Genomic DNA, 22,400 nt, shown 5'->3' with positions numbered 1-22,400 from the left:
ACTATTAATTAGAGGCTAATTTTTCACTTACTACTTTATCTCCCTGCGGTTCTTTAGCACCAGCCGGATGGGTACCCTGCACCGATAAAATGTAATTTGCTACATCGGCTATTTGCTTTGGCGATAACTGCTTTTCCCAGGTTGGCATACCTTTAGCCGGAACGCCGTATTTAATGGTTTTAAATATGTCGTTCACCTTATCGCCATGCAGCCAATACTCATCTGTTAGGTTTGGCCCTACAGCACCCTGCGCGTTATCGCCATGGCATGGCGCGCAGGTAGATTTAAAGATAGCCTTACCTGCTACCAGAATTGCCGGATCTGATGAGAATTTAACTGTATTTTCATCTACCAGGTTAGCAGCCTTGCTCAGGTATATTTTTTTTGCTACTTCTGCCTGCGCCATTTCTGTTTTGTACTCGGCATCCTGCAGCTGTCCAATGTCAAACACGTGGTAAACCAATAAATAGCCAATACCAAAAATGATGGTTGAATAAAAGAGTACCATAAACCAGGCCGGTGTTGGGTTATTAAGCTCCTGTATCCCATCGTATTCATGTTCTATCAGCAGGCTTTTTTCTTCATATAGGGGTTTTAACGATAAAAGCTTATTCCATACTTCGCCTTTTGGCTTCTTCTCTTTTTTAACGGGCTGTAATTCTGCCGCTATTTGCTGGTTAGTATAACCCTGCGATTTAAGGATAACACGGGTTAACACTTTAAATGTTCGTAATAAAACGAGCATTACACCTAAAAATAACAGCAACATGGTTATGATAGCTCCATACCCTATGTAGTTTTTTACTTCATCTGATACCATGCTGTCATTTTGGGCGAAACCAGATTGTGCAGCAAATAAAGCTGCTATTATAGTGAACGATACCCTTTTCATTGCAAAACGTTTTTAAGTGGATCTGTCTCATTGTCGCTCAGCGGCAGCGCGCTCATATGGTCTACATGTTTTTTGCCTAAGCGGAACAGGATAATGGCAACAACAATAAAAAATACAAGGAATATACCCAGCGAACTAAGCAGGTAAACCTGGTGCCCGTTAATGTTCTCGGTGAATTGTTTAAACATGGTTTTATTATTTATTGGCGGTTTTATTTGCTTTTATATCTACACCCAACCTTTGCAGGTAAGCTATAATGGCAATGATCTCTTTATCGCTTTTTACTTTTATTTTATCCTTAGCAAGGTTGTCGGCAATATCTTGCGCTTGCTTGTTCAGGTCGGCATTTGCCCGGTTTTCGTAACCTGCCGCGTAAGGTACACCTAGCGTACGCATAGCATTTATTTTGCTACGGGTTGTTGTAGTATCTAATGTTTGGGTTAGCAGCCAATCGTAATTTGGCATGATACTACCCGGCGACATCAGCCGTGGGTCCATCATGTGGTTATAATGCCAGGCGTTGCCATACTTCTGCCCTTCGCGTGCCAGGTCGGGACCGGTGCGCTTAGATCCCCACAGGAATGGGTGATCATATACAAACTCTCCGGCTTTACTGTACTCGCCGTACCGCTCAGTTTCTGACCGGAACGGCCTTACGGTTTGGGAGTGACAATTAGAACAGCCCTCGCGGATATAAATATCCCTTCCCTGCAATTCCAGCGGCGTGTAAGGTTTTACACTGGCTATTGTAGGCACGTTTGATGATATGGTTAGAGTTGGCATCAGCTCAATTACCGTACCTACCAATATCACGATCAGCGCGCCCACCATCAGTTGAATTGGCCTGCGTTCCAGCCTGCGGTGCCAGCCACTTTCGGCAGCCGCGTTTACAGGCTCTAACGGCAGAGATTCGGCAGCTTCGTTGGCTACCAGCTGACCCTGCATCATGGTGCGGGCAAGGTTATAAGCCATAACAATTGCACCCAACAAGTAAAAAGTACCGCCAATAGAGCGCATTACGTGCATAGGAATGATGCGCAGGGTGGTTTCTAAAAAGTTAGGGTATTTAAGCATGCCTTCGGGTGTAAATTCCTTAAGCATCAATCCTTGGGTAAAACCGGCCCAGTACATGGGTATAGCATAAAACAGGATACCTAATGTGCCTATCCAGAAATGGAACCCGGCCATTTTCTTGGAATATAAATTAGTTTTATAGATGCGCGGTATTAGCCAATACAAGATAGCAAAGGTTAAAAAGCCATTCCAGCCAAGGGCGCCAACGTGCACGTGTGCTACTATCCAATCGGTAAAGTGGGCAAGGCCGTTCACCTGTTTAAGCGATAGCATAGGGCCTTCAAACGTGGCCATACCATAAGCGGTTAAGCCAACAACCATAAATTTAAGTACAACATCATCGCGCACTTTATCCCAGGCGCCACGCAGGGTCAGCAAGCCATTTATCATACCGCCCCAGCTTGGTGCAATAAGCATTATAGAAAACGCGATACCTAAAGATTGCGCCCAGCCCGGTAATGTTGTATACAATAAATGGTGCGGGCCGGCCCATATATAAATGAATATCAGCGCCCAAAAGTGAAGGATACTAAGTTTGTATGAATAAATAGGCCTGTTAGCCATCTTAGGCAAAAAGTAATACATCATGCCCAGGTATGGCGTAGTCAGAAAAAACGCAACGGCATTGTGGCCATACCACCACTGCACAAGCGCGTCTTGCACACCGGCATAAACCATGTAACTTTTAAAAGCCGAAACCGGTAACTCGAATGAGTTAACTATATGCAAAACAGCAATTGTTACAAATGTGGCTATGTAAAACCAAATAGCTACATATAAATGGCGTTCACGGCGCTTAAATATGGTACCAAACATATTGATACCAAATACTACCCAAATTATGGTTATGGCAATATCAATTGGCCACTCCAGTTCGGCATACTCGTGAGATGTTGTTAAGCCTAATGGAAGGGTAATAACGGCTGACAGTATAATAAGCTGCCACCCCCAAAAATGTACATTGCTTAAAAAATTGCTGAACATGCGGGCTTTTAACAACCGCTGTAAGGAATAGTAAACGCCCATAAATATGGCGTTGCCCACAAATGCGAAGATCACCGCATTGGTATGCAACGGGCGGATACGGCCAAAAGTGGTGTACTGGTTGCCCATGTTCATACCGGGCTTAAATAACTGGATGGCTGCAATAAGGCCTACTGTCATTCCGATAATACCCCAAACAATGGTGGCTATACCAAAATTTCTTACGATCTTATTGTCATAGTAAAATTTTTCGGGCTGCATATGTGTTGTTTATTGATGTTGTAAAAATATTTTAAGCCGGGCAGGCTAAGAATGATTGGGATTTTAAGAAAAGATGATAGCGGTCACTTTTTTTCGTCGGCTTCGATCTCATCGTCTAATAAAATGCGTACCGACGGGGTGTACAGATCATCATTTTGGCCCGTACGCTGTGCCCAGAAAAACGCGGTTAAGAATGCGAGCGCCAAAAGCACGCTGCATCCGATTAAAAAATATATGATACTCATAACAGCCCCCTCCTTTTTGCTGCGAAGTGTGTTGCAATAGTGGTAAAAGAAATAATTGTTGCTGTGCTTAAAGGCATAAGTATTGCCGCAATTAAAGGCGACAAGTTGCCCGTAACCGCGTAACTTAAACCAATAAGGTTATAGGTAAGCGATATTAAAAATGAAATATGAATGATAACTACCGTGCTTTTAGAGAACCTCAAAAAAGCGGGCAGCTTGTTAAACGACCGGCCATCTAATATGGCATCGCAGCCGGGCGAAAAGTTATTGATATTATCGGTTACGGCTATGCCCAGGTCGCTTTGCTTTAGGGCGCCGGCATCGTTAAGGCCATCGCCCATCATCATCACCTTTCCTTTTAACCTCTGTAAAAGTTGTATAAAATCGAGCTTATTTTGCGGCGATTGATTAAAACCCATCCTGTCGGCGGTTTTAAACACGTGCAATAATTCATTTTTTTCATGATCACTATCTCCCGAAATAAGGAAAGTTTGATATAATGATAAATCCTCCACGGTTTGCTGCAAACCTGGCCTGTATTGCTGCCTGAAAGCGAAATAACCGCAATAACGCCCGTTAACAAGCATATGTACACGGGTTTGCCCTACAGATTCTTCAACCTCGCCAAACAAAAATTTACCACTGCCAATACGTATATGATGCTTACCTATCAGCGCGTTTATACCCTCGCCGGGCGTTTCCTTATAATGATCTATACCGTGTTTTTTAACCCTACCAAGATATTGGCATATCATCCGCGATAGCGGGTGGTTAGAGTTTACACAGGTGCTGTAAACCAACTCTGCCTCTAAAGGCGATAGTGTGCCTGTAAGTGTTATCTGGCTGTCGGTAGCTGTTGTTATGGTACCTGTTTTATCAAATACAACAGTATCTATCCTGGCCAACTGCTCTACTACAGCCGTGTTTTTTAAGTAAAAAAGGTTCCTATCGAATATGCTTAACGCCGCCGACATGGTAAACGGCGTGCTTAGCGCCAGTGCGCAGGGGCATGCAACAATTAACACCGCCGTAAAAGCTGCCAGCCCCCTGCTTAAACTTGTTGGCAGCCAAAAAATAAGCGAACCAAAAGCGACAGCTAATAATACTATTGTAAAGTATTTGCTAATACGCTCGTTAAAAGTTTGCATGCGGTTATCCTGCCGGCGGGCAAATGCTTCGTTGTTCCAAAGTTGTGTGAGGTAGCTTTGCGAAACAGGTTTTACCACCTCTAACTCTATAGCCTCACTGGTTTGCCTGCCGCCGGCATAAATTATCTCGCCCAGGGTTTTACTAACCGGTACCGATTCGCCTGTTACGAAGCTAAAATCTATCAGGGCCTCACCTTTTAGTAAGATGGCATCGGCAGGGATAATTTCGTTATGGCGCAACACAATCCGTTGGCCAACTTTAAGGTCGGCAAGCGGAACGGGGTATTCAGTATCATTTGTTACCACCTGCACCGCCACCGGGAAGAACGAGCGGTAGTCGCGCTCGAACGAGATGTGATGATAAGTTTTGCGCTGTACAAACTTACCAACCAGCAAGAAAAACACCAGCCCGCAAAGCGTATCGGCAAAACCGGCGCCTGCATGCGTTAATATTTCAATAACCGTTCGGGCAAATAATACCGCTATACCCAGGGCCAGTGGAAAATCTATATTTAAAACTTTGTTACGAAGGTTTTGCCACGCCGAAACAAAGTATTCGTGCCCGCTGTAAAATACTACAGGCAGCGAAAACAGGATATTTAACCAGCCAAAAAAATGCTTAAAGTTTTGCTCTAAAGCAGACAGCCCAAGATACTCGGGGAAGCTAAGCAGCATTACATTGCCAAAGCAAAATCCGGCAACAGCAATACGCTGTACCAGGTTGTCTTTATCATTAACGCGGTTCTGCTTTTTAATAACATCCTGCAGGCTTATTAGCGGTTCGTAACCAATATCAAAAAGCAGCTCAACCAGTTGCTTTAGCGTAAGCTGCTTAGGATGGTACTTAATATTTAACTGTTTTTTCAGGAAATCTATCCGGCTGTACAATATGGCTGGGTTAAACTTGTTCAGTTTTTCCAGCAGCCAAATGCACGAACTGCAATGAATATGCGGGATATATAGGGTAACTATAGCGAGGCCCTCGTCCTGGTAATCTAACAATTCGTTCACTATGCCGGGCTCGTCAAGGTAATCAAAACGCTTAGCTGTACGGTTGCGTGTTAAGCCCGGGTGGTCGTTAAAATTATAATAGCTGCAAAGGTTATTAGCTGATAGTATGCTGTAAACGCTTTTACACCCCAGGCAGCAAAAATGCTTGTCTTCAACTATATAGTTTGTGCTTAAGCACTCGTCTCCGCAGTGGTAACAGGTGGTTTTTTCTTTAAAAATACTTTCCGTCATTTGTGGATATTTAATATCCAAAACTGCCTGTTTTAGGGCTGATAAATAGTGATGACGATTAGGGCAAAAAGTGACGGTGGTCAGTTTTAGCCATACAAAGGCGGGTTACTTTTGGCCCATGAGCCATACATTCCATATCCCCGTTTTAGGTTTAGGTTTTTCTATCGATACGCCACTTAAGGTAGCACGCTACGGTATATCATCGGTTATGTCTATTGTTGATGATGAACTGATAGAACGTATGCGCGAGCATCACTCGCTCCAAAACGGCCAGGCGTTTACGCCTCTTAAAAAAACAGACGCAGATTATCGCGCAAAACGTATTACTGCTTATTTAAACCTTATTAAAAAATTGGTTGATGAGCAATTTGAGGTTTTAAGAAAGCAACCTTTTGAGGCGGGATCCGATCTTTGCCGCTACTTTGACTTATTGCCCGAAACATCGCAGCTAAAACAAGGCTACGATTTGATGATGGAGTATCCGGATGGAATACAAAAAAAAATATTTCAAACTATACTTCGTAATAATATCACTAAAGGGTCTATAGATGTAAATATTATGGCCAAGGTAGATAAAATGAACTTTAACGCCGATGGCAACTATACCGGTGATGAAAATACCGACGCGCTTGCCGCATTGCGGGGTTTTGCGCAAAGTGATCTTCAGTCATCAGTTATTTTATCGGCAGGTATGAACCCGAAGTTATATAGCTATTTAGAAAACTTCGCTGATTTTTACCCGGATAATAACGGGCAGCTTAAAAAGAAGATAATACTTAAAGTAAGCGATTTTCGCTCGGCATTTATACAGGCAAAATTCCTGGCAAAAAAAGGGCTTTGGATATCCGAATTCAGAATAGAATCGGGCCTGAATTGCGGCGGGCATGCTTTTGCAACAGAGGGTTATCTGCTGGGACCTATTTTGGACGAGTTTAAAACCCGCCGTGCGGAAATGCTTGACGAACTATATACACTGTATGACAGTGCGCTTGTACAAAAAGGGATATTTACAAGCAAACCGCCCGCGCAAAAGATAAGTGTACAAGGCGGCATAGGTACTGCAGAAGAAAATAACTTTTTAAAACAATATTATAACGTTGATGCTACAGGTTGGGGCAGCCCCTTCCTGCTGGTACCCGAAGCTACTAATGTTGATGACGAAACACTTAGCAAGTTAACCGGCGCCACAGAAAGCGACTACTATTTAAGCAATTCATCGCCAATGGGAATATTGTTCAATAACTTTAAACCCAGTTCATCAGAACAGCTTAGGTTAGCTCGCATCCACAACAACAGGCCCGGCAGCCCCTGCACCAAAAAGTTCCTTTGTAGTAATACCGAGTTTACAGCTCAACCCATTTGCACCGCGTCAAGAGAATATCAAAACCTTAAAATAAAACAACTTGAAGAATTGCATTTACCGGAGACCGAGCATAAAGCATTATTTGACACCATAACCGAAAAAATTTGCCTTTGCGAAGGGCTTTGCTCCTCGGCATATATCAAGTACAATATTGCCAAACCTAAAGAGAATACCGCTGTAGCAATTTGCCCGGGGCCGAACCTTGCCTACTTTAAAAAAACATTTTCGTTGGATGAAATGGTTGGACATATTTATGGCAAACTTGATATTTTAAAAAATGCCGCGCGCCCGCATATGTTTATAAAAGAGCTTGAACTTTATATGAATTATCTCCAAAAAGATATTCAGCATAGCATGGCGACTTTAACTGATAAGAAGAGCAAACAAATGTTTAAATTTAAAGAACAACTTTTAAACGGTATAAACTACTACAAAACCATTTTTAGCGAGATACAGCTACTACCAGATAATGCACGGGCGCAATTACAAGCTTTTGAGGATATGTTACTTAAGCAACCGCTATTTAATTTTTAAACATTGAATAACTGACTATAGTCATTTTTTTAATAAGAGTAGTGGTTTAAATTGGGCTATAAATCTGTAAGCCCCATGAAAACTATACAATTTAATTTTAACCACCCGGTTAAGGGGAACGCGGTCCTATCGCCGGTTAACTGTACCGACACTTGCCTGCGTATAAAGGTTGAGAGTTCGAAAGATAATTTATTGGAAATCCCGGTAAACAATTGTAGTGAAGGTAAATGGAAGCTTACACTCAATTGGGAACATGAGGGAAGAATGTTTGCGCACCAGGAAGATTTTGAAATAATGCCTAAGTAACTTAGTGTAATATGCATCGAACCTATACCGTGTTCACAATATCTGATCTCGAAACTTCTTCTATTTTATTCCTAAGCGATTGAAAATGCATTAAATAAATAATTTCTATAAAAACTATAGACTTTATATATTTATGTTTTATATTTGCATCGAAATAGTTCTTAACTAATTATCAAGAAAGACTGAGGGATAGGCCCGATGATGTCTTAGCAACCTGTACGCCAAAGGTATAAAGGTGCTAATTCCTATCTGTAGCAATGCAGAAAAGATAATGTAAGCAAATTGTTTGCGTGCCACCAGGGCAATCATTATATCATCATTTGCGCCCACGAGGTTAATTGGTAATTAGACCGCGAACTAAAATTTAGTTAAATTTTATATGAAAGCACTTATTACCCTTATTGAACGAAGTAGCCTGTTAAGCTTAGTAAATTTCTGCATCGATCTGTTCTTGCCTGCCCGCATGCCTGCCATGTGTTGTTGCTGCTGTTAATTAGCAACTATTTACCTGGGTTAGCATCCTGCTAATTACCCCGGGGAAATCATTATCCATTTATTTTCTACAAATTATTTAAGTAACTGGTTTGCGGTGTTTCGGCAACCTTGTGTGTGCTTGCTATAACTTGTATTGGCCGTTTATCACAAACAAAAAAACAAAACCATGTTTAAAATTTACAAACCCATATTGGCAGTTATACTGCTATTTTTAACCCTACAGCAGGCAAACGCCCAGGCTATACAGGTTAGCGGGGTAGTTACCGCTGCCTCAGACGGGCAACCCCTGCCGGGTGTTACTATTGCCGTAAAAGGAACTACAAACGGCACCCAAACCGATGTTGAAGGAAAATTCAACATTAAAGCAAATGCGAATGATATATTAAAGATCTCGTATATAGGCTTCGCAACCAAGGAAATAACTGTTACCAACGATGGCACTCCTTTAAGAATTGTTTTACAAGACGCACCTAATTCCCTTAACGAGGTAGTGGTAACCGCACTTAACATATCTAAAGACAAAAAATCGTTAGGTTACGCGGTGCAGGGTTTAAAATCAAAGGATTTTTCTGAAGCCAAAGAAACTAACTTGATCAATTCATTTGCAGGAAAAGTGGCTGGTGTGCAGGTAACCAGCAGCCAGGGAGATATGGGCTCGTCCCGCATTATCATCAGGGGCGAAACCTCTATTGCCGGCGAAAACCAGCCATTATTTGTTATTGATGGTATTATAGTAGATAATATACAACGCCTTGGCACCAATGGTTCGCGCGATTTTGCCAACCCATTGGCAGACATTAACCCCGATGATATAGAGAGCGTAAGCGTGCTAAAGGGGCCTAACGCTGCTGCGTTATATGGTTCGCGTGCTGCCGCCGGTGTTATACTCATTAAAACAAAAACAGGAAAAGGCGCCAAAGGCCTTGGTATAACCATTAACTCAAACACTACTTTTGCTACGCTAAAAGTATTCCCCGATTATCAAAACCAATATGGCCAGGGTTCGAATGGAAAATTCAGCTACGTTGATGGTAAAGGAGGTGGTGTAAATGACGGTGTAGACGAAAGCTGGGGCCCACCCTTAGACGGTAGGCTAATACCCCAATTCTTTTCTAACGGGCAACCCGCACAATTTGTAGCACATCCTAACAACGTGCGCGATTTCTTTAAAACAGGTGTTACCTATAACAACGGTGTGGCCTTAGCCGGTAGCGACGAAAAGTTTGACTACAGGATCTCGTATAACAACCTTCATCAAACCGGGGTTGTACCAAACTCGTCGCAGGGCCGTAACACATTTTCATTTAACGGCACCTTTAGGCCAACGCCCAAATTAACCGTCACCACTATAGCTAATTATATAAAAGACGATGCCGACAACTTACCCGGCGCATACGGCAGGCGCGCAACAAGTACCATGCTGCAATTTACATGGTTTGGCCGCCAGGTTGATATTGATCAGCTCAAAAACTACCGGGATGCTGCGGGTAATAATATAAACTGGAATAACAGCTATTATAGTAACCCATATTTTATTGCTTACGAAAATACAGTAGGCCAACACAAAAACCGTCTTATCGGGAGTATTGAATTAAATTATAAGATCATCAGCGGCCTATCTGCCAACCTGCGCGTAGGTACCGATTATTCTAATGACCGCCGCAAAAGCCGCATTGCTTATGGCACCAATGGCACGCCATTTGGCTCGTACGAAGAGGATGCTTACGGCATTACCGAAACCAATACCGAAGGCCGTTTACAATACACCAAAAAGTTAAACAAAGATTTCAGTATAGATCTATTAGCCGGCGGTAACATAGCAACTAATTTACTTGAGCGTAACTACCAGCTTGCACCAAAACTGGCAGTTGCGGGCCTGTATACGTTAAGCAATTCGCGCGATCCGCTGGTTTCATCTAACGATTATGCACGCACAAAAACGTATAGCTATTTTGCTTCGGCACAAGTTGGTTTCAGGGATTACGCGTTCCTGAATTTCACTACACGTAACGATTGGTCTTCTACCCTGCCCTTAAATAATCTGTCGTATTTTTATCCATCAGTTAACGGGAGTTTAATATTATCAGAAGCCCTCGATATTAAAAGCGATCTCTTAAGTTATGCTAAACTTAGGGGCGGCTGGTCTCGTGTGGGTAAGCCTGCTACAGCCTATCAGTTAATAAACACATATAATTTTATCGCGCCGTTTGGATCGAGCCCGCAGCAAAATGCTTCGGGTACATATCTTAACCCCGACCTGAAACCGGAGATAACTACATCCGGCGAAGCAGGGGTAGAATTAGGCTTTTTAAAGGACCGGGTTAGGCTTGATGTAAGTGTTTATAACACCAACAGTGTTAACCAGATCCTGAGCGTGTTGGTTAGCCCAACTACCGGCTACAGCCAAAAGCTTATTAACGGCGGGCGAATAAACAATAAAGGCCTGGAGGTACAATTAGGCCTTACACCGGTAAAAACAAAAGATTTTTCGTGGGATATAAACGTAAATTACTCGCGTAACCGCAGCAAAGTAAATTCGCTTGACGACGAAGGAAGACTGCAAAGCTACACAATCGGAACAAACCGTACTGTGCAGGTACTGGCAGCTGTAGGTAAACCGTATGGCACCCTGTTTGGTACCACCTATCAGCGTGATGCATCCGGTAATATTATTATTGGAGCAAACGGCACCCCGGTTATTAACCCCACCAATCAGGACCTTGGTAAGTTTACACCAGACTGGTTAGGTGGCATTACCAACAGCTTTAGCTATAAGGGCATAAACTTAAGCTTTTTGGTAGACGCACGTATCGGCGGCTCTATCTATTCAAATACTAACCGTACAGGCACTTACACCGGCGTGCTGGCCTCTACCCTGCCGGGCCGCGGCGCGGCAAACGGCGGCTTAAGTTATTACTACCCCGGTAACAACACGTCTGCTGGAGCTGTACAAGTTAATACCGGAGCAAGCGCACCAGCCGGTGAAACTGTTTACGATGATGGTATGATCTTTAAAGGCGTAAAAGCCGATGGTACAGCCAACACTACTATTATTCCCGCTCAATCGTACTATAAGGGCTTTACCAACGTAGATGAAGCTTTTGTTTACAGCGCCTCTTATGTTAAACTCCGCGAGGTAAAAATTGGGTACACCTTTCCCTCACAATGGGTTAAAGGAATTGGCCTGCAATCTGCCACAGTATCATTAGTTGGGCGTAACCTTTGGATAATCCATAAAAACGTACCTAACATCGACCCCGAAACCGCCTTTAATACGGGCAACGGACAGGGGCTGGAAGACCTGACACTCCCGACAGTGCGCAACATTGGTTTTAACATTAACCTTAAATTCTAACAAGATCATGAAACTTAAATATACAACCCTCCTATTATCCGGAACGCTTTTATTATCGGCGGTATCGTGCAAAAAAAGCCTGGTAGATATAAACCAGAACCCCAACGCTTCGCAGGTTGCCCAGCCCGATTACTTATTAACCGGCGCCATTAAAGCTACCGCCGATACTTATTGGGGAACAGCTAATAATATGGATGCCAGCCTGCTATTTGTACAATATTGGGCAAAAATACAGTACACAGACCCAGACAGATATATTTACACTAATACCTCCTTCCAGGACTTATGGACAGTTGGCTATAGCCGTAGTATTGTTAACCTTAACCAGATCATAAAACTGGCTGATGCGCAGGCAAACCCTAATTACAAAGGAGTGGCGCTTGTATTACGGTCGTGGGTGTTTACTTTGCTGACAGATAACTATGGCGATATCCCATACACCCAGGCATCAAATATTACCGAGTATCTTACCCCTGTTTATGATAAACAAAAGGATGTTTATTTTTCCTTGCTGGATGATTTAAAAACAGCGCAGGCATCGTTAAATACTTCTGGTAAAGCTATTGCCGGTGATGTGATCTATAACAACAATATCTCGCTTTGGAAAAAATTCGCCAATTCGCTACGCCTGCGTATAGCCTTAAGAATTGCAGACCGCGAACCTGAGAAAGCAAAGCAGGTATTGGCAGAGATACAAGCCGAAGGCAGTGGCTACATCAGCGCCAATAATGAAACCGCGCAGCTGGTTTACCTGTCATCACCAAACCAAAACCCCATCAGCAATTTGTTTGACACACGCGATGATTACCGCATTAGCAAAACCATAGTAGATAAGTTGTTCGAGCTAAATGACCCGCGCCTGCCGGTTTACGCCAGCCCGACTAAGGACGCGACACCTAAAACCTATGTAGGCATCCCTAACGGCTTATTGGTGGGCGATGCCAGCAACCTCGGTTTTACCAAAACATCAAAGCCTGGAGCTTACTTTTTGGCGCCGGGCGCCCCTGCTGTTATTATAAGCTATGCCGAAGTATTGTTTGACCGTGCCGAAGCTGCCGCACGCGGCTTTACAGCAGAAAACCCCGCCGAGCTTTATAAGCAAGCCATTACAGTCTCGCTTAAACAATACGGCATTGCTGATGCAGCAATAAATACCTACACTGCATCACCTGCGGTGCAATATGATGCTGCTAATTTTAAAAAATCTATTGGCGAGCAAAAGTGGATAGCCCTGTTTGGGCAGGGTTTAGAAGCCTTTGCCGAGTGGCGCAGGCTTGATTACCCGCAACTGGCACCGGCTGTTGCCGGTACACTTAACGGTAAACTGCCGGTAAGATTTATATACCCGGGCACCGAACAATCTTTAAATGGTGTAAATTATAAAACCGCGGTTGCCGGCCAGGGTGCAGATGTGCTTACTACCAAACTATGGTTTGATGTAAATTAATTAGAAAGGCCATGTAAAAATACATGGCCTTTAATAAGGTGGAGTGGCCGAGTGGTTAGGCGGGGGTCTGCAAAACCTCATACGACGGTTCGAATCCGTCCTCACACCTCTTAATGCTATTATAGTACAACAGGTAACGAACCACCGTCTATAGCGTAGTTTGTACCGGTAAGATACGCCGCCGCGGGCGATACCAGGAAGTGCACCAACGAGGCAACCTCACTTGGCTCTGCCATTCTGCCCATTGGTATACCGCCAACCTGGCCCAGCAATTGGTTAAAGGCCTCCTCAATGGTTATGCCTGCAGATGCAGCAAAATCCTGGATGAATTTTTCCATGGGCGGCGTTTTAGTTGCACCCGGAGATACCGTAAGTACACGTACACCTTTAGGAGCCAGTTCTGTTGACAGAGTTTTACTGTATGCGTTCAGCGCCGCCTTTGATACCGCGTAAGCCATATTAAGGTTCCACAAAGCTTGCTTGGCTGCAACAGAAGATATGTGAATAATTACGCCATTGTTGCGTTCTATCATTTTGGGTAACAGGGCCCTGTCCAGCCTTATGCCCGATATTAAATTCAATTGCAATTCGCTTTCCCAATGCTCATCGGTTAAGGCGCTAAAGCCACCACCCGGGGTGGTAAGCCCTCCAACATTATTGATCAGTATGTCAACGCCTCCAAAATTTGTGTCGATCTCATCGGTTAAGCTGCTTACATCTTGTGGTTGTGTTAAATCTGCTGCAATAAAATGATGGTTAATATCACCATTAGGTTGGTTCCTGGCTGTAACAATAACTGTTGCGCCTGCCTCTGCCAGCCTGTCTGCAATTGCTTTTCCGATACCTTTGGTGCCACCTGTTACCAGGGCTTTTTTGCCTTCAAGATCTTTGATCTGATTTTGTTTGTTTTCCATTTTGTTGTTATATAATTCTGAAGTGTTTGTTTCAAAATAACTGCTAATACTTCTTTATATATTCTGAAGTGTTTGTTTTAGAATAATTGAAAAAAAATTACTTAGAAATTTGCTTAATAAAATACTGGGCCATTCGCTTGATCTTCAGAGGATCTTTGTGAAGTAGGTATGATTCGTGCCAGCCTGTCCAGGTACTAATAAAATAATCGGCAAGCAGTTCCGCGTCCTCATCTTTAGAAATATCCCCCTCTTCCATCGCTTTCGCAATCAGGTCATGTAAAAACTGGTAAGCATAATCGCTGTCGGCCTTTAAAGCTTCTGTAACTCTTTTGTCATCAGTAGCAGCCTCAAAAACCGCCTTAATAGCCATACATCCGTTTGCCCCGGTTATAATAACCGTAACGGCATCATCTATATATTTTTTTAAAATTGTAAATGCCGGGGCTTTACTTGCTAAACGTTGCTCAATATCTTTCCGGCGTATACCGGTGTAGTGTTTAACACATTTTACAAACAGTTCCTGCTTATCGCCAATGGTGTTATACAGGCTGCTGCTATTAATTTTCATGGCATCGGTAAGGTCGCGCAGAGAGGCGCCTTTATAGCCCTTCTCCCAAAAAACATCCATTGCCTTTTGGATAGCTTCCTCTTCATTAAATTCTACATTCCTTGCCATTTCTTTTGCAATTATAATTTAATTCTGAAACACTTGTTTTAAAATAGTGTCATTTTTTTATGAGATACAACTAAATAACCCGGCCAAATCATCTTACTTTTAAGATTTCGCCGACCTCTAAGATTAGGTTGATAAATATTGTATAATGATCACGTTATTTCAACGTTAGGGCATCACCCTCGAAAGATATTCCCTCCCAGCCATTTGCTATAAATTGCCTAATGTTTTGGTGATCTGTGCCATTAGGTGTATCCAATACCGCTTGATAATGTTCTGCAAACAACTGTAGAGTATCGTCTTTGCCTAAATTATTTAGCCTGGCAAAAGTAAACACCTTTGCACTGCCCTGGTTTTGCGTAGCCTCATTATAAGCATTACCATTTTTGAAGGCTGTTGGCTGATGGGTGTAATACGTATCTATAAAGTTTATAACATCAGCAAATTTTATTGAACCGTTTTTTAAAGCTGCTATCAGGTTTAATAATTTTCCTTTCATAAGCCAAAATTAGTAAAACAGACCACATAAGTTGAGTAAGATTATAAACCATTATTATAGTTTGTTTCTTTCCCAATTTTATTAAATCAAGATAATTGGTATTTTCGCATTGTTTAGAATAAGTCCAGATAAATATAATGTTAAAAATTCTCATTGCCGATAATCAAATCATAACCTATAAAGGTATCGCCTCTTTACTGGATGATATTGCAGGTTTTAAAATAGTCGGCCGGGCTAAAGATTTTAATGAATTATCGTTGATGATAAACCAATATCAACCCAATGTAGTAATAGTTGACCATCACCTGGGCGACGATTTTGAAGCCAAATATTTACAGAATACCTTTATCCCCTTTGATCACACCCATATTGTACTTATATCTAACAAGCAAAACCGTAACGAAATAGTTGAACTCGCTGACCTTGGCCTTAAAAATTATTTGAGTAAGGAATGTACGCAGGAAGAGCTGATACAAAGTATTGTATGTGCGGCTAAGGGGGAACAATTTTATTGTGAGATAACCATGCGCACAATTTTTGGAAAGAACCTCCCTACAAAGAAGAGCGACACACCAATATTATCAATAAGGGAAACCGAAATTATTAATTTAATAGCCGAAGGTTTAGCTAATAAAGATATAGCTGGGCGCTTATTTCTGAGCGTGCATACGGTAAAAACCCACCGTAAGAATATCATTAAAAAATTAGGCTTTACTTTTAAAAATGCCTCAGAGTTGATTTTGTTCACTGATTATTTAAAGTAAACTTATTTAGACTAATTATAAATTACCTCCTTGGGGGTATTGCCTCATTTTGTGTTGGAAGATACTTTTGTAACAGAATAATATCTAAATACTACAAAATGAAAAGACCTTTAATTTTACTTACTTCGCTCACTGCAGCTATACTGTTCACCACCAGTTGTTCAAAAGATAAGGACGTAGTTACCCCACCCACCGATGAGGTTGTTACCCCCTACGACGTACCTGCTACATATAACTTTGCTAACGCCGATTATTTAAAAGCAAGCCAGCGTGTTAAAATGGGGGCCGAATTGAACAGTTACCTTGGTACTGCTAATAATACCGTTATAACCGCTGCTAAGGCAAACGATTATTTCGACAATAAAAACAACGTGTTTACCACCGATGCATCTTTGAATACATCCGGAGTAACCCTTGCCGAAAAAACTGCTGATGCAGCGTATTTCAGAGGGCATTTTGCAACCCAGGCTACAAACAGTCAAAGCAATACTACTCCTGCTGCGGATGGTACAGCCGGGATTATAGTTGTAGGTACTACAAAAAGGTTAGTTGGCCCAACAGGTTTAGAATCTAACCAGGCGGTTGCAAAAGGTATGATGGGCGCGCTGTTCTACAAAGAAGCGGTTAACTTATTAACCAACATCCCTAATGATGATAATAAAACCGTGACAAATGGTACAACATTGGCACAACGCCATTGGGACGAAGCCTTTGGTAACTTAGGTGTGCCTGTTGACTACGACCCAAACAAAACCTACGTTAACACCGACCCTAACCGCCCGCTATTATGGGGTGGCTACCTTGCAGAACGTGGTAAAGACATATTAGCCGGAAAAACCATTTTTGATGCATTCCTTAAAGGTCGTGCAGCCTTAGGTGGCCATGACAAAGTTGTAGTTGCCGCTCAAATTAAACTCATACTTGACAAATGGGAGCAGTTAAATGCCGCCGCTGCTTTAGAGTACTCAACCATACCTACCCGTTCGGTTAACGTTGGTAACCTGGCCACCCAACTCCACGCTTTGTCCGAGGGATCGGGGTTTATATACTCTTTACAATACCGAGGCACAAACAGCAAACTTAGCGCTACCGATTATGCTACTTTGAAAGCCATCTTCGCTACAAACTTTTACACGTTAATAAATGAGCCTGGTTTTGCCAAACTTGTACAGGCCCAAACTATACTTAAAGCAACTTATGGCTTGTAGTTAACCGCATAAAAATAAAATCAACACACAGTAGCTCTTTGGTTTAAACACCAAAGGGCTTCTGATATTTAAATAAATACCATTAATAAAGATGATCATGAATAAATTAAGGATAGGGATCTTTTTAGGAATAACCGCATTTGCAATTGGTTTTGCAGCCTGTTCAAAATCAGACAGTTCTGCAAATAAACCCGACCCTACCGAGAATGGCTTTGATAAAACAGCCATGCTTACCAACTATGCCGATAACCTGATCATACCGGCTTACACCAATTTACAAACACAATTGGGGGTATTTGAAACAGCGGTAAACAGCTTCATGGCAACACCAACATTTGCCAACCAGCAAGCGTTAAAGACGGTGTTTAAAGATACCTACCTAAAGTTCGAGCACGTATCTGTGAACCAGTTTGGCCCGGCAGAGGCTGCCCTGTATACCAATTTTACCAATACCTTCCCTACCGATTCGGCTGCTATTGAGGGTAACATTACACGCGGCACTTATAACCTAACAGCTAACAGTACCATAGGCCAACAGGGCTTCCCTGCGTTGGATTACGTCTTGTTCTCACCTTTCCATTTAAATGACTTTAGCGGACCCAATGCAGCTAACCGCAAAAAGTATGTTCAGGATTTGGTTGCCCGTTTAAAAACACTCACCGGCAATGTGCTAACCGGCTGGCAAAACACCTACCGCGCAAGCTTTATAGGCAACACGCGGTCAGACTCTGGCAGCCCTATTGCATTCCTTATCAATCAGTTTGCATTCGAAATGGACCAGTTAAAAGGCCCTCGTATTGGATGGCCATTTGGCAAGCAATCGGCAGGGACTATGTTCCCTAACAATTCTGAAGGTTTTAACGCGGGTATTTCTGTGGCTTTGGCAACCGAAAACCTCGTTAGCCTTAAAGCGATGTTTAATGGTAACGGCAGTGGCAAAGGCATGTCAGATTACTTGATAGCCCTTAAAAAAGATAAGTTAAGCAGCGATGTGATGACTCAATTTGATAAAGCCATAAATGCTTTAAAAGCTGTACCCGACCCGTATGCTACGGCTATGTCGGTAAATAAAACACAAATTGAGGCTGCCTACCGCGAGATTCAGATCTTGCTGACGCTGATAAAAACAGACGTAGCATCGGCAACAGGCGTGCGCATTACTTATCAGGACACCGACGGCGACTAATACCATATTTTGAAAACGTTCTTAAAAGTTCAGATCAAAAACCTGCAAAGGCCGGTATCCATTGCCCCATTGGCAACCTTTAGGGTGCTGTTTGGGTTAATGATGCTTGCCGGTACCATCCGCTTTTGGCTAAACGGCTGGATAACCCAACAATATGTAGCGCCCAAATTTTACTTTACCTACATGGGGTTTGAATGGGTGCAACCGCTTGGCAACACGATGATGCATGTAGTGTTCGCATTAATAGCATTATCTACCTTATTAATAACTGCCGGCCTGTTTTACAGGCTGGCAGTTATAGTGTTTTTTACAGCATTTACTTATGTAGAGCTAATAGATGTTACCAATTATCTTAACCATTACTACTTTATAAGCCTCATTAGCTTTTTGCTGATATGGCTGCCTGCCAACAGGTATTTTTCGCTCGATGTTCGTATCTGGCCAAACCTTAAACGTACACACATCCCACTATGGGTTATAGGCATCATCAGGCTGCAGATCGGCGTGGTTTACTTTTACGCCGGCCTTGCCAAACTAAACCCCGACTGGATGCTGCAGGCACAGCCTATGAAAATTTGGCTGCCAGCTAAAAGCCACCTGCCTATAGTTGGTAATTTAATGTATAAAGAATGGATAGCTTACCTGTTTAGCTGGTTTGGCGCTTTTTATGACCTGCTTATCGCCTTTTTCCTTATTAACCGCAAAACAAGGCCTGTGGCTTATGTATTTGTGCTGGGCTTTCATATCGCAACAGCCATATTTTTCCCCGGCATTGGTATGTTCCCGTACGTGATGATCGTAAGCAGCTTTGCTTTCTTCAGCTCGGGCTATCACTTAAAACTGCTTAACCGTTTCCAAAAAAGCAACCTCAGCAATGGCATAAAAACTTACACTTATGCCCCGGCCCTGCAGCCTGTTTTGGCAGTATGCATCGGCACCTATTTTTGTATACACTTTATTGTTCCCCTGCGGTTTTTGGCCTACCCCGGGCATTTGTTTTGGTACGAAGAAGGGTACCGTTTCTCATGGCGGGTTATGCTGATGGAAAAATCGGGCAATACCTTCTTCACCGTAAAAGAACCCTCCACGGGTAAAACCTATGAGGTAGAAAACCGTGAGTTTTTAACCCCGTTGCAAGACAAAATGATGAGTACCCAGCCCGATATGATTTTGCGCTACGCACATTATCTGGCTACTGTTTACTCTAAACGAGGCTTAAAGAACCCCGAGGTTTATGCCCAGTGCTTTGTTACCCTCAACGGCGAACGCTCCCGCCCTTATATAAATACCGCTGTTAACCTTGCTGCCCAGCCACTAAGCTGGCGCCATTATAACTGGGTTTTACCCTTTACCGACCATGAAAAATAAACTATTACAATTTATATTCGCACTCCTCATTACATTAATAACAAGCGCCGCATCCGCGCAGCAATTGCAAATAAGCGGCGTTGTAAAAAGCAGCAACCATATTGTTGAAGGTGCTACCATAACCCTACTACCCGACACTTTAAAAACCGCCAGCGACGCGGGAGGGTACTTTAAATTTAACGGCCTTAAACCCGGCAATTACGAAGTGCTGATTACCTACCTGGGGGCCGAAACTTATCGTAAAAAAGTGACGCTTAAAGATCAAAGTATCTCGCTTGCTGTTAGCCTAAAATACGAGGACAGCCGCCAGTTATCTGAAGTTAACGTACAGGATACGGTTTTTAAACAGGCATCGGGCAATTTACGCCAGGTTGAGGGTACAGCTATCTATGCCGGTAAAAAAACCGAGGTAATTAATATTGCCAGCCTGAACGCCAACCTGGCTACCAATAACACCAGGCAGATCTATAGCCGGGCGGCAGGCATAAATATTATTGAATATGATGGCGGCGGGCTGCAATTGGGTATTGGTGGCCGTGGGTTAAACCCAAGCCGTGTATCCAACTTTAATACCCGCCAAAACGGTTATGATATTAGCGCAGATGCACTGGGGTATCCCGAAAGTTACTACACCCCCACTACAGAGGCTGTAGACCGTATCGAGATCATCCGCGGGGCGGCAAGCTTACAGTATGGCACCCAGTTTGGCGGCCTCGTTAATTTTAAAATGAAGCAGGGGCCTGCTAATAAACCGTTTGAGATCACGAGCAGGCAAACCGCGGGCTCTTTCGGGTTCTTCAATACATTTAATAGTATTGGCGGCTCAACTAAAAAACTAAATTATTACGCCTACTACCAGTACAAACGCGGTGATGGATGGCGGCCAAATAGCCATTTCGATCAGCACGGCGCATACGTCCATTTAGATTACAGTATATCTGACAAGCTGAAGATCACTGGCGAATACACCTATATGGATTACCTTGCGCAATTACCCGGTGGCCTAACCGATCAGCAATTCAACGAGGATGACCATCAATCCGTACGTGCACGTAACTGGTTTAAGGTAAACTGGAACCTGGCCAGCATCAGTCTTGATTATAAATTTAATGATAATACTAAACTAAACTGGCGTACTTACCATTTAGACGCAAATCGTACAGCACTTGGTATTCTTGATTTTATAAATACAGATGACGATGGCGGGCCGCGTGACATGATGAAAGATAATTACAGTAACTATGGTTCGGAATTACGCGTTTTACATCAATATAAACTGGGCGGAACGCAAACCAACTCTTTGCTTACAGGAGTGCGTGTTTACAAAGGCAAAACCCTGCGCAGCCAGGGCGAGGCAGATGCCGGAAGCGGCCCGGTGTTTGAATATAGCGGCGCTTTCCCAAGCAGTTCGCAGTACACTTTCCCCGGTACTAATGTGGCCGTATTTACCGAAAATATTTTTCAGCTAACCGATAAATGGAGCGTAACACCGGGTGCAAGGTTTGAGTATATATCAACAAAGGCCGATGGTTATTATACCAAACGTTCAAGCCCTTACCCCGACTATTACTTAATTCAGACGCCGGAAAATAAAGTCAACAACCGCTCCTTTGTATTCTTTGGCGTGGGTACTTCTTACAAGCCTGTACAGGGCGTTGAGGTTTATGCCAATATTTCTCAGAACTACCGTTCGGTAAACTTTAATGATATCAGGGTATTAAACGCTAACGCCCGGGTAGACTCGAACCTTACCGATGAACGTGGTTACACCGTTGATGGCGGTGTGCGAGGCAATATTAACAATTTTATGCGCTATGATGTAAGCGTGTTCTATTTAAAATATAACCGCCGCATTGGGTCGGTATTTGTGGCCAGCGATGATTATACAGTTGCTTACCGTTTCCGTAGAAACATTGGCGATAGCCGTAATATTGGACTGGAAAGCTTATTGGAAGCCGATCTCCTGAAAGCGTTTACACAAGGTATAAGCAAATACAAATTATCGGTTTATACCAACTTCGCGCTAATAGATGCCAAGTATGTTAACAGCCTAGATAAATCTGTTTTAAAGGGCAATAAAGTGGAGTTTGTACCGCCGGTACTATTTAGAACAGGGTTATCATTCGGCAACAAACGCTTTGATGTAAGCTATCAATTCTCGTATGTTGGCAAACAATATTCTGATGCTACCAATACCGAATTTTCACCAAGAGCTGTAGACGGTGTTGTGCCATCCTATAAAGTAATGGACCTAAGCGCCAGCTATAATTGGAGATGGTTTACCCTATCGGGCAGTATCAATAACCTTTCTAATGCCAAATACTATACACGCCGCGCCGATGGCTATCCCGGTCCTGGTATCTTACCGTCGGACCCGAGGGGGTATTATATGACCCTACAGGTAAAATACTAACACATAAAAAGGCGAACCAAGTGGTTCGC

At 43.0% G+C, this 22,400-nt stretch carries 17 protein-coding genes, 1 tRNA gene and 1 riboswitch; of the genes, 10 read left to right on the top strand and 8 right to left on the bottom strand.

Annotated features, from left to right (window positions below):
• Positions 1-4 precede the first annotated feature (4 nt).
• The 5 genes from ACFQZI_RS05795 to ACFQZI_RS05775 form a co-directional block, all read right to left on the bottom strand.
• A complete protein-coding gene (locus ACFQZI_RS05795) occupies positions 5-892 on the bottom strand; it encodes a cbb3-type cytochrome c oxidase N-terminal domain-containing protein (protein WP_377139634.1) in 888 nt (295 codons plus the stop codon).
• A complete protein-coding gene (locus tag ACFQZI_RS05790; RefSeq protein WP_377139632.1) occupies positions 889-1,080 on the bottom strand; it encodes a hypothetical protein in 192 nt (63 codons plus the stop codon). The genes ACFQZI_RS05795 and ACFQZI_RS05790 overlap by 4 nt, the downstream gene beginning before the upstream one ends.
• 7 nt (positions 1,081-1,087) lie before the next feature.
• A complete protein-coding gene (ccoN, locus tag ACFQZI_RS05785) occupies positions 1,088-3,211 on the bottom strand; it encodes a cytochrome-c oxidase, cbb3-type subunit I (RefSeq protein WP_377139629.1) in 2,124 nt (707 codons plus the stop codon).
• 83 nt (positions 3,212-3,294) lie between these two features.
• A complete protein-coding gene (gene ccoS / locus ACFQZI_RS05780; RefSeq protein WP_377139626.1) occupies positions 3,295-3,456 on the bottom strand; it encodes a cbb3-type cytochrome oxidase assembly protein CcoS in 162 nt (53 codons plus the stop codon).
• Positions 3,453-5,846 (bottom strand): heavy metal translocating P-type ATPase, encoded by a 2,394-nt coding sequence (locus ACFQZI_RS05775; RefSeq protein ID WP_377139623.1) that lies wholly within the window; start codon positions 5,844-5,846, stop codon positions 3,453-3,455. Before ACFQZI_RS05775 ends, ccoS begins: the two co-directional genes overlap by 4 nt.
• Before the next feature lie 118 nt (positions 5,847-5,964).
• Between ACFQZI_RS05775 and ACFQZI_RS05770 the strand changes: the two genes are divergently transcribed.
• From ACFQZI_RS05770 to ACFQZI_RS05750, 5 genes are all read left to right on the top strand, one after another.
• Positions 5,965-7,743, top strand: a complete 1,779-nt coding sequence (locus ACFQZI_RS05770) for a hypothetical protein (RefSeq protein ID WP_377139620.1) — start codon at positions 5,965-5,967, stop codon at positions 7,741-7,743.
• Between the two features lie 75 nt (positions 7,744-7,818).
• On the top strand, positions 7,819-8,049 hold the full coding sequence (locus ACFQZI_RS05765) for a hypothetical protein (protein ID WP_377139617.1): 231 nt from the start codon (positions 7,819-7,821) through the stop codon (positions 8,047-8,049).
• A 166-nt stretch (positions 8,050-8,215) separates the two neighbouring features.
• A riboswitch (SAM riboswitch) is annotated at positions 8,216-8,324 on the top strand.
• 386 nt (positions 8,325-8,710) lie between these two features.
• A complete protein-coding gene (locus tag ACFQZI_RS05760) occupies positions 8,711-11,899 on the top strand; it encodes a SusC/RagA family TonB-linked outer membrane protein (RefSeq protein ID WP_377139614.1) in 3,189 nt (1,062 codons plus the stop codon).
• A 7-nt stretch (positions 11,900-11,906) separates the two neighbouring features.
• Positions 11,907-13,346 carry a SusD/RagB family nutrient-binding outer membrane lipoprotein gene (locus ACFQZI_RS05755; RefSeq protein ID WP_377139611.1) on the top strand — a complete coding sequence of 480 codons (1,440 nt, stop codon included), beginning with the start codon at positions 11,907-11,909 and terminating at the stop codon, positions 13,344-13,346.
• 37 nt (positions 13,347-13,383) lie between these two features.
• Positions 13,384-13,455, top strand: a tRNA-Cys gene (locus ACFQZI_RS05750).
• 10 nt (positions 13,456-13,465) lie between these two features.
• On the opposite strand, the gene ACFQZI_RS05745 is transcribed toward ACFQZI_RS05750, so the two are convergent.
• The 3 genes from ACFQZI_RS05745 to ACFQZI_RS05735 all read right to left on the bottom strand — a co-directional run bounded on the left by ACFQZI_RS05745 (position 13,466) and on the right by ACFQZI_RS05735 (position 15,432).
• Entirely contained in the window at positions 13,466-14,260 is a 795-nt protein-coding gene (locus ACFQZI_RS05745; RefSeq protein WP_377139608.1) for an SDR family oxidoreductase, read from the bottom strand.
• 97 nt (positions 14,261-14,357) lie between these two features.
• Positions 14,358-14,936 carry a TetR/AcrR family transcriptional regulator gene (locus ACFQZI_RS05740; protein ID WP_377139605.1) on the bottom strand — a complete coding sequence of 193 codons (579 nt, stop codon included), beginning with the start codon at positions 14,934-14,936 and terminating at the stop codon, positions 14,358-14,360.
• Positions 14,937-15,090: 154 nt separating this feature from the next.
• On the bottom strand, positions 15,091-15,432 hold the full coding sequence (locus ACFQZI_RS05735; RefSeq protein ID WP_377139603.1) for a HopJ type III effector protein: 342 nt from the start codon (positions 15,430-15,432) through the stop codon (positions 15,091-15,093).
• 137 nt (positions 15,433-15,569) lie between these two features.
• Here ACFQZI_RS05735 and ACFQZI_RS05730 point away from each other — a divergent pair, with 137 nt between their 5' ends.
• The 5 genes from ACFQZI_RS05730 to ACFQZI_RS05710 all read left to right on the top strand — a co-directional run bounded on the left by ACFQZI_RS05730 (position 15,570) and on the right by ACFQZI_RS05710 (position 22,371).
• The gene (locus ACFQZI_RS05730; protein ID WP_377139600.1) at positions 15,570-16,196 is read left to right on the top strand and encodes a response regulator transcription factor; all 627 of its coding nucleotides are present in this window, start codon (positions 15,570-15,572) and stop codon (positions 16,194-16,196) included.
• Between the two features lie 98 nt (positions 16,197-16,294).
• Complete coding sequence (locus ACFQZI_RS05725) at positions 16,295-17,404, top strand: DUF4856 domain-containing protein (protein WP_377139598.1); 1,110 nt, start codon at positions 16,295-16,297, stop codon at positions 17,402-17,404.
• A 97-nt stretch (positions 17,405-17,501) separates the two neighbouring features.
• A complete protein-coding gene (locus tag ACFQZI_RS05720; RefSeq protein WP_377139595.1) occupies positions 17,502-18,590 on the top strand; it encodes an imelysin family protein in 1,089 nt (362 codons plus the stop codon).
• A gap of 9 nt (positions 18,591-18,599) precedes the next feature.
• Positions 18,600-19,958, top strand: a complete 1,359-nt coding sequence (locus ACFQZI_RS05715; protein WP_377139592.1) for an HTTM domain-containing protein — start codon at positions 18,600-18,602, stop codon at positions 19,956-19,958.
• Positions 19,948-22,371 (top strand): TonB-dependent receptor domain-containing protein, encoded by a 2,424-nt coding sequence (locus tag ACFQZI_RS05710; protein ID WP_377139589.1) that lies wholly within the window; start codon positions 19,948-19,950, stop codon positions 22,369-22,371. Before ACFQZI_RS05715 ends, ACFQZI_RS05710 begins: the two co-directional genes overlap by 11 nt.
• Positions 22,372-22,400: the final 29 nt, after the last annotated feature.

It is taken from the genome of Mucilaginibacter lutimaris (genome assembly GCF_042676625.1).
Classification (GTDB): domain Bacteria; phylum Bacteroidota; class Bacteroidia; order Sphingobacteriales; family Sphingobacteriaceae; genus Mucilaginibacter; species Mucilaginibacter lutimaris.
Note: the sequence above shows the minus strand (reverse complement) of the source record. Positions and strands in the feature narration are given on the sequence as shown.